We start from the raw sequence: 13111 nt of genomic DNA, 5'->3' as shown, positions 1-13111 counted from the left end.
TCCTTCAAACAGTAGTTAGGGTAACCTAATTTTGCAGCGGCTACGGCCACCTGACTACTCGCTTTCACCCCCGGAGACAGACGATCACCCCGACGGACCGATTTCGGCAGCGCAAGCAGCCCAAACAGGAGCGGGCCACGGAAACCTGGCAACGCATCCTCGACGCGGCTGCTCATGTTTTCGCCGAGCACGGATATGCCGCCGGGACCACCAACCGCATCGCCGAACGAGCGGGCCTGTCGATCGGATCGCTGTATCAGTACTTCCCCAACAAGGACGCCGTGTTGCGGGCGTTGATGGACGCGCACGTGGACGCGGGCTCCCGCCTGCTGAATGAACGTCTGGCCGCGGGCATGCCGGAGCGACTGGACGACACGCTCCGACTGTTCGTGCGTGCGGCCATCGACAATCACCGTGACAACCCTCGGCTGCACCGGGTGCTGTTCGACGAAGCCCCGCGGGCGCCGGCGTTCCTGGCCCGGGTGCGCGAAATGGAGCGGTTCAACGTGGACGCAGCCGCTCGGCTGCTCGATCGCCACCCCGACATCCGAGCCGGCCGGCTGACCGCACACGTCGTCGTGGCGACCATCGACTCGCTGGTGCACCGCCTCGTCACGGCACCGGATCCGGCCGAGTTTCAAGATGTCGAAGTCGAGATCGTCGCCCTGCTCATGGCGTATCTGCGACAGCCGGGCGCCCGCTCATCACCGGTCGAGTAAAGCGTCCAGATCGGCGATCGCGCGCAAGGTGTCATTGAGATGCGTGCAAGTGCTGGTCCCGACGAATTCACCGCGGACGCGGTCGCGTAACTCGGCGAGCCCCATGCCTTCGATGCGCGCCGCGCTAGCGATGGCTCCGGGGCATTCCTGCCAGGGCAGCACTCGCACTTCGGCGCTGACCGAGGTGATGGTCCACGTCGCGGTATCAACCCTGCCTGCCACGGTGTCCTCGTGCACGATCGTCTCGACGAGGTCGTCGTCCATATGCGAGTCGCGGAAGTGGGCATCGAACTGGGCCGCACCGTCGTCCCCCGGCCACACATCGAGGCGGCGGAACCTGCGCATCCCCTGCGCCCGGAGGGCGTGGACCTCGTGCAGGCCGTCCAGCGGTGGCGCTACCGGGCCGCGGCCCGTGGGAATGACGTCGTGTTGACGGGTGTACCGGATCAACGACGCCTGCGGCGCGAATCCCGCGCAGATCCCGGCCATGCGGTCGGCGACGCCGGGCGGCATCTTCTCCTCGATGCCCTGGACGATCGCCGCGTGCTGAGTCGCGTAGCCGGACACCAGCGCCGCCCCGACCCAGTCGTCGAGCAGCAGGTGCAGCAGGCTGGACCGCTGAACTTCCTCGGGATACAGCCTCTCGACCGTCGACCGGAACCCACGGCCGACGCGACACCCTCGGAGCTGATCCAACCCTCGGGCCGACGGCGTTGCGGAGATCTCGGCGACCACGTTGTCTGACAGACGCGCACTGATGCGCACCTCGCCCAGCACACCATGGCCGTCCGCGTCGCGGGCCCTGAGATCGACGACGGACCCCCCGGCCTCGTGCGGATGCGTGTCAATGGTGCTGGTGCGTCGTCGTCGGCCCGCCACCAGCGGCGACGCCTGCCCGGCGACGGGCCGCCGCGGCCCGAGAATGTCCGTGACGAACGGCACGGCGACTAAGGCTTCCAGCCGGTGGCGTCCGCCCACTCCCAGGCGCGCCGGTAGGCGTCGAGGAACCACGGCTCCTTCGCGGTGACGTAGCGCGTGGTGTCGCCACCACCATGCGCCTCTGCCGCCCGCTTGACCGCCGAATAGTCCTCACGCGCGGCGGGATTGGCTTTCAGCCAGTCGACGAAGAGCAGCGCGAACTGTTGATTGGGCCAGCCGGCCACCCGAACGTGCACGTTGGTGGGCCGGCCGGGATCGGCCGAGGCGTGAATCCGCTTGTGCCACAACGCTGAATCGTCGCTATGGTCGAAGCCCGGCACCGTACTGCGGGCATCGGCCTTGGCGGTGTCGACGGTGATGTGCTCGAGGCGGGGATATCCGGCGGCCAGCAACGGCTCGACGAGTTCGTCTGCCACATCCAGAGATTCGACTGTCACTTGGATGTCGATGACGTCTTTGGCGTCGAAATCGGGTATCGCCGTGGACCCGATGTGGTCCACCCGCAACACCCGGTGGCCCCCTGCGGTCTTCAACCGGTTGACGATGCGGCGGGCCTGATCCGGCCAGGTCGGATCGGCCGCGGCCAGCCGCGCCGGGGCAGCCGCCCACTGCCGCTCAGTGAGGTTGTGCGCGAACGGAAGTATGCGGTTGTGCCACACGTCCCGGGCGCGTAGCACCAGATCGTCCTGGCTGCCCGAATTGTCCAGCCAGATATCGGCCACGGCACGGCGCTGCTCGTCGGTGGCCTGCGCGGCGATGCGCGCCCGGGCGTCTTCCTCTTTCATGCCGCGCTGGTCGACCAGGCGCCGTACCCGCAATTCGACGTCGGCGTGCACGATGACGACGAGCGGAAACAGCGGCGCCATCCCCGATTCCACCAGCAGCGGAATGTCTTCCACTACGACGGAATCCTCGGCCACGGCTTCGATGATCTCCGCGCGGCGTTTGGCGACCAGCGGGTGCACGATGCCGTTGAGCTTCTTGCGCTCTTCCTCATCGGCAAAAGCCTTGGCCGCCAAGGCCGGCCGATCCAGGGCCCCGTCAGGACGCAGGATGTCCGCACCGAAGACGTCGACCAGCGACTTGAGTCCTTCGGTGCCGGGCTCGACAACTTCCCGGGCGATGACATCACCGTCGACGATGATGCCACCGCACTCCGAGAACGTCTTCGACAGCGCCGACTTCCCGGCACCGATGCCGCCGGTCAGTCCGATGCGCAGCATCCGCGCGAATTAAGCGCTGCCGGCGAGCTTTTCCCGCAGAGCCGCCAGTTGGGCGTCGCTGGCCAGCGACCCACCCGCCGACTTCTCCGAGGAGCTGCTACTCGACGACGACTGACCGCCGCCACCGTGGTCGGCCGCCTCCGCCGCAGCGAACTTCTCCATCTGCGTGGTGTGCATCTTGTGCCGGCGCTCGGCCTCGGCGTAGCGGGCCTCCCACTCGTTGCGCTGAGCGTCGAAGCCTTCCATCCACTCGTTGGTTTCGGCGTCGAAGCCCTCGGGGAAGATGTAGTTGCCCTGCTCGTCGTAGCTGTCGGCCATGCCGTACTTGGCGGGGTCGAACTCTTCGGTGTAGTCCTCGTTGGCCTGCTTGAGCGACAAGGAGATCCGGCGACGCTCCAGGTCGATGTCGATGACCTTGACCATCGCGTCGTCGCCGACGGCGACCACCTGGTCGGGCACCTCCACGTGGCGCTCGGCCAGCTCGGAGATATGCACCAAGCCCTCGATGCCCTCCTCGACTCGAACGAACGCACCGAAGGGCACCAGCTTGGTGACCTTGCCCGGCACGATCTGCCCGATCGCGTGGGTGCGGGCGAAGTGGCGCCACGGGTCTTCCTGAGTCGCCTTCAGCGACAACGAAACCCGCTCGCGGTCCATGTCGACGTCGAGCACCTCGACGGTGACCTCGTCGCCCACCTGCACCACCTCGGACGGGTGGTCGATGTGCTTCCAGGACAGCTCGGAGACGTGCACCAGGCCGTCCACCCCGCCCAGGTCGACGAAGGCGCCGAAGTTGACGATGGAGGAGACGACACCCTTGCGGATGGTGCCTTTCTGCAGCTGGTTCAAGAACTCGCTGCGCACCTCGGACTGGGTCTGTTCCAGCCACGCGCGTCGCGACAGGACCACGTTGTTGCGGTTCTTGTCCAGCTCGATGATCTTGGCTTCGATCTCTTTGCCGATGTAAGGCTGCAGATCACGCACGCGGCGCATCTCGACCAGCGACGCGGGCAGGAAGCCGCGCAGGCCGATGTCGAGGATCAGGCCACCCTTGACCACCTCGATGACGGTGCCCTTGACGGCCTCGTCCTTCTCCTTGAGCTCCTCGATGGTGCCCCAGGCGCGCTCGTACTGCGCACGCTTCTTGGAGAGGATGAGCCGGCCCTCTTTGTCCTCTTTGGTGAGAACCAGGGCCTCGACCTCGTCACCGACGGAAACGACCTCGTTGGGGTCGACGTCGTGCTTGATGGAGAGCTCGCGGGCGGGGATGACCCCTTCGGTCTTGTAGCCGATGTCGAGGAGCACCTCGTCCCGGTCCACTTTGACGATGGTTCCCTCGACGATGTCGCCATCGTTGAAGTACTTGATCGTTTTGTCTATTGCGGCGAGAAAGTCCTCGCTGGTGCCAATGTCGTTGACGGCTACTTGCGGCGAGGTGACGGTGGGACTCGGCATATTGTTGGGTTGCTCCGGACAGGGTTCATCGTAGGGACTTGGGACTTGCGTTGTTGAGGTGACCCGCGATCGAGCGCAAACGGGTACCTGTCGAGGCTACTCGACGGCATACACGCTGGACAAACTCGGTCGAAATCCCGATCAGACTACCGGGCTGCCCGCTGGGCCGCACACCCGGGGATGAGTAGACCCGTCGACGCGTTCTCGTTTAGCGCGGTTGTCGTCGGGAACCGCTGGCAGATGACTTCACTGGCAACCCAGAGCGTCGCCGAACTCGGCGGACCACACAGTGTCCTCGTGCGGCAGCAACGCGACCACATCGAACTGGATCGGCTGATCAATGCGACCGACGCGTCCCGCGGCCACCGGCGCCAGGAGCTGTTGACCCGGCTGTTCCGGCTGGTGTTTCCGCACGCGTTCGCCGAGGAGTCGGTGCTGTGGCCCGCGATCCGCCGCTGGGTACCCGAGGGTGAGCGGCTCACGCTGGAGATCGAGCGTGAGCACCAGCAGATCAACGAGCTATTCGCGCGGTTGGAGACGCTCCCGCCGGACACTGCAGAGCACCGCGAGCTGTGGCAGCGCCTGGTGCGGCTGCTACGCGAGGATGTGCGCGACGAGGAAGACCGACTGCTGCCGATGCTGCAGCGCGGTGTGTCACGACGGGCGTTGGTGCTCCTCGGTTGGGCGTGGGCAGCGGTGCGACGGTGCGCACCCACCCGGCCGCACCCGGTCGTGGCGCGGCGCCCGCCCGGTAACGCTCTTGCCGGCCTGCCGCTGACCGTCGTGGACCGCAGCCGAGATCGGCTCGACCGCCTCAGCCGCAGGCCGACCGGGCGGCTCAACCGCATGGCAGAAAGAACGAGCAACACGATGGCCCGGCTAGCCGGACGAATCGAACGCCTGCCCGCGCTCACCCGCGGGGAAGATCCCAGCACCCGGCGCTATTGATCCGTCGCTCGCTCGCTACCGTCGACGCCCCACCGAATCCGATACCAGCCCACCGGGCATCAGCCACTGCTGTGGCTCACGTTCGATGAAGAGCGCGAGCGCGTCGGCGACCCGCTGCGAGGTCTCCTGCACCGCGTCGCGCACATTCTGATCGTCCCCGCTGAGCGGCACATCGGCAGGGATGGGCTGGCCGAACACGGGTTCGCGCTCGTGTTTGTGCTGGAACACCGCGCCCGGGACGATCAGGGCACCGGTGCGCAGCGCCAGCAGCGCCGGTCCCGGGCCGATCGGGCGCTTGATACCCGCCAGATCGACCTCAATGCCGTTGCCGCCGCCCTCGCGGGCCCGGAAATAGTCGCCGGCGATCGCAACGATGCGGCCACGCCGGATCGCATCGGCCATTGCCGCGGTGATGCTGACTCCCCCGGTGCGGTCGACCACGATCAGCTCCAGCCCGGCCTTCTGGGCGCCGCGGGTGATCACCCACTGCATCAAGGCGCGCTGCCGGTTGGCCACAACCGTGGTCGGCAACCCGTTCAGCGCGAGCACAATCGGCAGCGCCGCGTAGGAGCCGAGGTGTGGGAAGGCGACGATGGCGCCGACCCCTGCGGAGCGGCCGGCATCGAGAGCGGCATGCAGCGGCGACGGGTCGGCGATGCGGAAGCGGCGCCGCGCGGCGGAATGCGGTGCGGCCAGAAACCAGATGGCATCGTTGGCGTTGCGGACCAATGCCCGGTACATCGCCCGGACCGGCTGCCATTTGCGGGTGGAGAACTGCGCGGTCGGGTCGACGTTGTCGCGGAAATCTTGCAGGACGTTCAGATGCTGGGCACGTCCGCGCCAGTACACGAGCCGCGCCACCACGGCGAGGAACGCGTCGGCCACCGGGGCGGGCAAGAGGGCGAACACTTTCGACGCCACCATGAGCGGAAAGCGCAGAAGCGGGCGGCGCTCAGCGACATCCGACACCTCAGCAGTCTAAGTTCGCGAGCCGGGATTAATGGGCGGCCGCGTCCCAGCTGCGGCCGTAGCCCACCGACACCTCCAGCGGCACGTCGAGCGGATAAGCCCCGCCCATCTTGTCGCGGACCAGCTTCTCGAGTTCGTCGCGCTCGCCAGGCGCCACCTCGAACAACAATTCGTCGTGGACCTGCAGCAACATACGCGACGCCAGCCCGCTGGCGGTGATTGCCTTGTCCACCTCGATCATCGCCACCTTGATGATGTCGGCGGCGCTGCCCTGGATCGGCGCGTTGAGCGCCGCGCGTTCGGCGGCCTCGCGCACCTGGCGGTTGCTGCTGTCCAGTTCAGGTAGGTAGCGCCGCCGGCCCAGCACCGTGGAGGTGTAGCCGTCCTTGCGGGCCTGTTCGACGACGGCCAACAGGTAGTCACGCACCCCGCCGAACCGCGCGAAGTACTGATCCATCTGCTCTTTGGCTTCCTCGGTGGAGATCTTGAGCTGGGCGGACAGCCCGTAGGCGCTCAGCCCGTACGCGAGGCCGTAGGACATCGCCTTGACCCGGCGCCGCAGTTCGCCGGTGACCTCCTCGATCGGCACCCCGAACGCCCGCGAGGCGACGAACGAGTGCAGGTCCTCGCCGGTGTTAAAAGCCTCGATCAGACCCTCGTCGCGGGACAGGTGAGCCATGATCCGCATCTCGATCTGGCTGTAGTCGGCGGTCATCAGCTCGGCGTACTCGCCCTTACCCACGACGAACGCGTCGCGGATCTGCCGTCCGGCGTCCGTGCGGATCGGGATGTTCTGCAGGTTGGGTTCGGTGGACGAGAGTCGGCCGGTTGCGGCGATCGTCTGGTTGAACGTCGTATGAATCCGGCCATCTGCGCCGACCGCCTGCAGCAACCCGTCGACGGTGATCTTGAGGCGGGTGACGTCGCGGTGGGTCAGCAGGTGCTGCAGGAAAGGGTGGCCGGTCTTGTCGAACAGTGACTGCAGAGCGTCGGCGTCGGTGGTGTAGCCGGTCTTGGTGCGCTTGGTCTTGGGCATGCCGAGTTCGTCGAAGAGCACCACCTGCAGCTGCTTGGGCGAACCCAGGTTGATCTGCTTACCGATCACGGCGTATGCCGCCTCGGCGGCGTCGCGGATCTGGTCGGCGAACTGACTCTGCAAGGCGCCGAGCATGCTCAGGTCGACGGCGATGCCCACGCTCTCCATCCCGGCCAGCACCCGCTGCACCGGCAACTCCATGTCGCCCAGCAGCGCAGTGGAGTCGATGCGCTCCAGTTCGGCGTCCAGCGCGTCGGCGAGGTCGATGACGGCCCGGGCCCGCAAGATGGCGGTCTGCGCGGCCTGTTCGTCGCTGCCATCGTCATCATCCAGAAGCGAAAGTTGTTGCTGTTCAGTGGTTTCGGCACGCAACTCGCGGCGCAGATAACGCAGTGAGAGATCGTCGAGGGTGAAGCTGCGTTGTCCGGGCCGCACCAGGTAGGCGGCCAGTGCGGTGTCGGAGGTGACCCCGTCCAGCGACCACCCGCGGCCGCGCAGGTCGTGAATGGCCTGCTTGGCTTCGTGCAGGGCCTTGGGCTTGTCGGGATCGGCCAGCCAGGCTGCCAGCGCGGCGTCGTCTTCCGGTGTCAGGGTGGCGGTGTCGACGTATGCGCCGTCGCCGTCGGCGGCGGCGATGGCCAGGGCGGTGGCGTCGCCGTCGTGCGGCTGGTGGGTGCCGACCACTGTCAGGCCGGACCGACGGCCGTCGCTGACGTGGTCGGCCAACCACTGGCCGACGGTGCCGGGTTGCAGGGCGCCGCCGCGCACGTCGAAGCCCTCGTCGACTTCGGGTTCGACGGCCGCCAGCGTGTCGAACAGCCGGTCGCGCAGCACGCGGAACTCGAGATCGTCGAACAGCCGGTGAATGTGGTCACGATCCCAGGGCTGCAGCCGCAGCGTGTCCGGGGTCTGGGCCAGCGGCACGTCTTTGACCAGCTCGGTGAGTTCCCGGTTCAAGACGACGTTGGCCACATGCGCCCGCAGGGCGTCTCCGACTTTTCCGCGCACCGATTCGACGTTGTCGACCAGCCCCTGCAGCGATCCGTATTCGATGATCCACTTCGAGGCCGTCTTCTCCCCCACCCCGGGAATGCCGGGCAGGTTGTCGCTGGGGTCCCCCCGCAGGGCGGCGAAGTCGGGGTACTGCGCGGGTGTCAGCCCATACTTCTCGACGACGGCGTCCGGGGTGAAGCGGGTGAGCTCGCTGACACCCTTGCGCGGGTAGAGCACTGTGACGTCGTCGCTGACCAACTGCAGCGAGTCCCGATCGCCGGTGACCACCAATACCCGGTAGCCCTCGTTTTCGGCCTGAGTGGCGAGCGTGGCGATGATGTCGTCGGCCTCGAAGCCGGCCTCGGCCAACACGGTGATGCCCAGGGCGTTGAGCACTTCTTTGGTGATGTCGATCTGCCCGTGGAACTCGTCGGGCGTCGAAGACCGGTTGGCCTTGTACTCGGGATAGCGCTCCGAGCGGAACGTCTGGCGGGACACGTCGAACGCCGCGGCGATATGCGTCGGGGCCTCGTCACGCAGCAGGTTGATCAGCATGGCGGTGAAGCCGTATACGGCGTTGGTGGTCAGCCCGCCCCGGGTTTTGAAGTTCTCCGCGGGCAGTGCGTAAAACGCGCGGAACGCCAGCGAATTGCCGTCCAGCAGCATCAGCGTGGGCTTGTCGTTGGCGGTGGCTGCGGGATTCGCGGTGCCGGCGGCGGTCCGTGCTGGGCTCACGGCACTACTGTAGGCACCGCCGCCGACATCACAGCAGCCGCCGCTCAGCGACAGCGTCGTACTCGTACACCGCCCCGGAAACTATCGCGTCTTGTTGTTCATTCCCGGGTCCGTTGCCGCGGAACGCCTCGACCGCCTGCTGCGACGCCCAGCGTTCGAAGATGTCGACCCGTCCCGGGTCGAGCGGGTCCGGGGTGATCGCGAAGTCCAGACAACCCGGTGCACGCCTTGCTTGTCGCACCACTTCTGCACAACTGGCCAGGTAGCCGTGGCGTCGCAACGGGTCCACGATGATAAATCCGGCGACAATCACCATCAGATGCTCCTTCGTGTGCTTATTGTCATCACGGGTTTGACCGCTCGCCTCCAGCGATTTCATCGGGCGACTGGCGCGCTCTGGCCAGCGAACTGGAACACGTTTCAGTTTTCCGGCCGTCGTTGAGTAATCTGACCTGGTGCCAGAGGTCACCAGCCAAGAACCCGCGATCGAGGGGTGGTTCGCCACCGATGACGCCGGACAGCCACATCTGATCGGCAGCAAGTGCCCCTTGTGCGGCACGTATGTGTTTCCGCCGCGCGAGAACAACTGCCCGAACCCGGGCTGCGACAGCGACGCATTGGAGTCGGTCCCCCTGTCGCGGCGCGGGAAGCTGTGGAGCTACACCGAAAACCGTTACCCACCGCCGGCGCCCTATCCCGCCGCGGACCCCTTCGAGCCGTTCGCCATTGCCGCCGTCGAACTGGCCGACGAGGGAATCATCGTGCTGGGCAAGGCAATTGAGGGCACGCTCGCGGCCGACTTGAAGGTCGGCATGGAGATGGAATTGGCCACCATGACCCTGTTCACCGACGCCGACGGCGTCGAACGCATCGTGCACGCGTGGAAGGTCTGCTCATGAGTGCTCCCGAACCGCTGTACATCCTCGGCGCGGGCATGCACCCGTGGGGCAAATGGGGACGCGACTTCACCGAGTATGGCGTCGTCGCGGCCCGCGCCGCGCTGGCCGAGGCCGGACTTGACTGGCGACAGATCCAGTTGGTCGCCGGGGCCGACACGATAAGGAACGGCTACCCAGGTTTTATTGCCGGGTCGACGTTCGCGCAGAAACTCGGCTGGAACGGGGTGCCGGTGAGCTCCAGCTACGCCGCGTGCGCCAGCGGCTCGCAGGCGCTGCAAAGTGCCCGCGCGCACATCCTGGCCGGCTTTTGCGACGTCGCGCTGGTGATCGGGGCGGACACCACCCCCAAGGGCGCATTCGCGCCGGTGGGCGGAGAACGCAAAAACGATCCCGACTGGCAGCGGTTCCACCTGATCGGTGCGATGAACCCGGTGTACTTCGCGTTGCTCGCGCGCCGCCGGATGGACTTGTACGGAGCGACGTCCGAGGATTTCGCGCAGGTCAAGGTCAAGAACTCCCAGCACGGCCTGCAGAACCCGAATGCCCGCTACCGCAAAGAATCTTCGGTCGAGGACGTGCTGGCCAGCCCCGTGGTCTCCGACCCGCTGCGTCAGCTCGACATCTGCGCCACGTCCGACGGCGCCGCCGCGCTGATCGTCGCCAGCGCCGAGTTCGCCCGCAAGCACTTGGGCTCGCTCGAGGGTGTGCCGTCGGTGCGCGCGGTCAGCACGGTGACTCCGCAGTACCCCCAGCACCTGCCCGAATTGCCGGATATCGCAACGGATTCCACGGCCGTGGTGCCCGCGCCCGAGCGGGTCTTCAAGGACCAGATCCTCGATGCCGCCTACGCCGAGGCCGGTATTGGTCCCGAGGACGTCAGCCTCGCCGAGGTGTACGACCTGTCCACCGCGCTGGAGCTCGACTGGTACGAGCACTTGGGCCTGTGCCCCAAGGGCGAGGCGGAGTCGCTGCTGCGCTCCGGGGCGACGACGATCGGTGGCCGCGTTCCGGTCAACCCGTCCGGCGGGCTGGCATGCTTCGGCGAGGCCATTCCCGCCCAGGCGATCGCCCAGGTCTGCGAGTTGACGTGGCAGTTGCGTGGTCAGGCGACAGGCCGGCAGGTCGAGGGTGCGCGCGTCGGCGTGACCGCGAACCAGGGGCTGTTCGGCCACGGCTCGTCGGTGATCGTCGCCCGCTGAGGCCTTCTCAGCCCGGGCCGCTCCGCTGGGTGCGAGCGTCCGCAAATGCCACCGTTAACGGCGTGTCCGCGGCAACACGCGGGCCCTCGCGACAGTTAGGGCCTCCGCTGGGCGCGAGCGTCCCCAAAATGCCACCGTTAACGGCGTGTCCGCGGCAACACGCGGGCCCCCGCGACAGTTCAGACAGTTAGCGCAGCCGCACCGGCGCGAGCGTCCCCAAAATGCCACTGTTAACGGCGTGTCCGGGGCAACACGCGGGCCCTCGCGACAGTTAGGGCCTCCGCTGGGCGCGAGCGTCCCCAAATGCCACCGTTAACGGCGTGTCCGCGGCAAAACGCGGGCCCTCGCGACAGTTAGGGCCTCCGCTGGGCGCGAGCGTCCCCAAATGCCACCGTTAACGGCGTGTCCGCGGCAAAACGCGGGCCCTCGCGACAGTTAGGGCCTCCGCTGGGCGCGAGCGTCCCCAAATGCCACCGTTAACTGCGTGTCCGCGGCAACACGCGGGCCCTCGCGACAGTTAGGGCCTCCGCTGGGCGCGAGCGTCCCCAAATGCCACCGTTAACTGCGTGTCCGCGGCAACACGCGGGCGCACGCGCAAGGGCGAAGGAAAGGACGTCCGAGCGCCTACTCTTTGGGCGTGTCCAGCGTCTCCAGCACGACCTCGGCGACGCGCTTCATCGACGTCCGCCGGTCCATGGCGGCCCGCTGGATCCACTTGAATGCTTCCGGCTCGGTCATGCCCTGCTTGACCTGAAGCAGACCCTTGGCGCGCTCGACCAGCTTGCGGGTCTCCAGCCGATCTGACAGCGTCTCGACCTCCCGCTCCAGCGCGGTGAGCTCACTGAACCGGCTGACCGCCAACTCGATGGCCGGAACCAGGTCGCTGGCGGTGAACGGCTTGACCAGGTATGCCATCGCGCCGGCGTCGCGGGCACGCTCGACGAGATCGCGTTGGCTGAATGCCGTCAGGACCACGATGGGCGCGATGCGCTTGCTAGCGATTTCGGCCGCGGCGTCGATGCCGTCACGCCGGGGCATCTTTACATCCATGATCACGAGGTCGGGTTTGTGCTGCTCGGCCAACTCGACCGCTTCCTGCCCATCGCCAGCCTCGCCGACGATGTCGTACCCCTCCTCTCGCAGCATCTCAGCCAGGTCCATGCGGATCAGTGCTTCGTCTTCCGCGATTAGGACCCGGCGCGGCGGCGGAGCGGCGTCGGCGTCAGTGGTGGGGCCGGTCATGACGGACATTGTGACGTGACGGCTGTGCGCGGTGATGCTGGGGGTGTCCTCTAAGGTAGGAGTCCGGCGCCAGCCCTCGTATCCCAACTGGCAGAGGAAACGGATTCAAAACCCGTCCAGTGTGAGTTCGAATCTCACCGAGGGCACCAGCAGGCGACTCACCCAGGTGAGTCCGCTCCCTTATTGCCGAGAGCAATTCAAAGCGGCTACCCCCTCGGTCGACGGGCTCACGGGCCCGAAGCTGCGGGTTGAGCGGTGCCGCAGTCATCGGCCGAGACCGAGTCTTCGGTCAGCACGCGGTCCCCGAGCTTGACAAGACCGCCGAGAGATCCCGCCAGATTGAACTCTGGACGTCCACTGCAACTATCTTGTCGAGTATTAGACGGGCAAGTCTCAATGGGCACAGAGTTGCGGTATTTCAGACATAATTCGCGCTTCATTCCGGTGAATAAGCCCCGAGTCGCACCATTCTGTTAGCGTAATAGTGCCGGGCGTCGGGGTACACGTGAAACCGCAATCGCTACATGACATTGGCTGAACATCGAATTGACGACGCTCTCTCAGACAAGTCCAGCGTTGCGGCACGATGTCCGATCGATCATTCCACGCAGTTTTCGGCGGTGCCGACGCAGATATCCCCTCGAAAAGGAGGCGAACATCGATGGAAATGTTGAAATTCGCGTGCGAAGCGGAGCTCAGCACGCGAAAAAGTAAGCACGTTGTCGCCGGCTGCGGCGTCCGGCCGAACGCAGGC

Annotated in this window: 11 protein-coding genes and 1 tRNA gene; 5 read left to right on the top strand and 7 right to left on the bottom strand. The window is 66.5% G+C overall.

From position 1 onward, the window contains the following. The first annotated feature begins 50 nt into the window (after positions 1-50). Positions 51-719 (top strand): TetR/AcrR family transcriptional regulator, encoded by a 669-nt coding sequence (locus AWC08_RS39350; protein WP_065137018.1) that lies wholly within the window; start codon positions 51-53, stop codon positions 717-719. Here the strand turns inward: AWC08_RS39350 and AWC08_RS00375 are convergent. The 3 genes from AWC08_RS00375 to rpsA are packed head-to-tail and all read right to left on the bottom strand — an operon-like array spanning position 705 to position 4336. Next, positions 705-1661: a DUF2889 domain-containing protein gene (locus AWC08_RS00375; protein ID WP_069434413.1), complete on the bottom strand. Its 957-nt coding sequence runs from the start codon at positions 1659-1661 to the stop codon at positions 705-707. The genes AWC08_RS39350 and AWC08_RS00375 overlap by 15 nt on opposite strands. A 5-nt stretch (positions 1662-1666) precedes the next feature. Continuing rightward, positions 1667-2881: a dephospho-CoA kinase gene (coaE, locus tag AWC08_RS00370; protein ID WP_069434408.1), complete on the bottom strand. Its 1215-nt coding sequence runs from the start codon at positions 2879-2881 to the stop codon at positions 1667-1669. Between the two features lie 9 nt (positions 2882-2890). Then, the gene (gene rpsA, locus AWC08_RS00365) at positions 2891-4336 is read right to left on the bottom strand and encodes a 30S ribosomal protein S1 (RefSeq protein ID WP_065137016.1); all 1446 of its coding nucleotides are present in this window, start codon (positions 4334-4336) and stop codon (positions 2891-2893) included. A gap of 240 nt (positions 4337-4576) precedes the next feature. On the opposite strand from rpsA, the gene AWC08_RS00360 reads away from it, so the two are divergent. Continuing rightward, positions 4577-5284, top strand: a complete 708-nt coding sequence (locus AWC08_RS00360; protein WP_069434407.1) for a hemerythrin domain-containing protein — start codon at positions 4577-4579, stop codon at positions 5282-5284. A 15-nt stretch (positions 5285-5299) separates the two neighbouring features. On the opposite strand, the gene AWC08_RS00355 is transcribed toward AWC08_RS00360, so the two are convergent. The 3 genes from AWC08_RS00355 to AWC08_RS00345 form a co-directional block, all read right to left on the bottom strand. After that, positions 5300-6253: a lysophospholipid acyltransferase family protein gene (locus tag AWC08_RS00355; RefSeq protein ID WP_069434406.1), complete on the bottom strand. Its 954-nt coding sequence runs from the start codon at positions 6251-6253 to the stop codon at positions 5300-5302. Positions 6254-6281: 28 nt separating this feature from the next. Further along, a complete protein-coding gene (gene polA, locus AWC08_RS00350) occupies positions 6282-8948 on the bottom strand; it encodes a DNA polymerase I (protein WP_069434412.1) in 2667 nt (888 codons plus the stop codon). A 97-nt stretch (positions 8949-9045) separates the two neighbouring features. After that, on the bottom strand, positions 9046-9333 hold the full coding sequence (locus AWC08_RS00345; RefSeq protein WP_069434411.1) for a putative quinol monooxygenase: 288 nt from the start codon (positions 9331-9333) through the stop codon (positions 9046-9048). Positions 9334-9472: 139 nt separating this feature from the next. Here AWC08_RS00345 and AWC08_RS00340 point away from each other — a divergent pair, with 139 nt between their 5' ends. Together AWC08_RS00340 and AWC08_RS00335 are read left to right on the top strand one after the other, a co-directional pair. Continuing rightward, positions 9473-9916 (top strand): Zn-ribbon domain-containing OB-fold protein, encoded by a 444-nt coding sequence (locus tag AWC08_RS00340; RefSeq protein ID WP_065133458.1) that lies wholly within the window; start codon positions 9473-9475, stop codon positions 9914-9916. Beyond that, positions 9907-11115, top strand: coding sequence for a lipid-transfer protein (locus tag AWC08_RS00335; RefSeq protein WP_172835118.1), 1209 nt, complete (start codon positions 9907-9909; stop codon positions 11113-11115). Before AWC08_RS00340 ends, AWC08_RS00335 begins: the two co-directional genes overlap by 10 nt. 624 nt (positions 11116-11739) lie before the next feature. Here the strand turns inward: AWC08_RS00335 and AWC08_RS00330 are convergent. Then, complete coding sequence (locus tag AWC08_RS00330) at positions 11740-12357, bottom strand: ANTAR domain-containing response regulator (protein WP_065133470.1); 618 nt, start codon at positions 12355-12357, stop codon at positions 11740-11742. A gap of 72 nt (positions 12358-12429) precedes the next feature. Between AWC08_RS00330 and AWC08_RS00325 the strand changes: the two genes are divergently transcribed. Then, positions 12430-12506: transfer RNA gene (locus AWC08_RS00325), tRNA-Leu, on the top strand. The last annotated feature ends 605 nt before the right edge of the window (positions 12507-13111 follow it).

Source organism: Mycobacterium gordonae (assembly GCF_002101675.1).
GTDB lineage: Bacteria > Actinomycetota > Actinomycetes > Mycobacteriales > Mycobacteriaceae > Mycobacterium > Mycobacterium gordonae.
The sequence above is the reverse complement of the archived record's forward strand: the minus strand, read 5'-3'. Positions and strand labels throughout refer to the sequence as shown.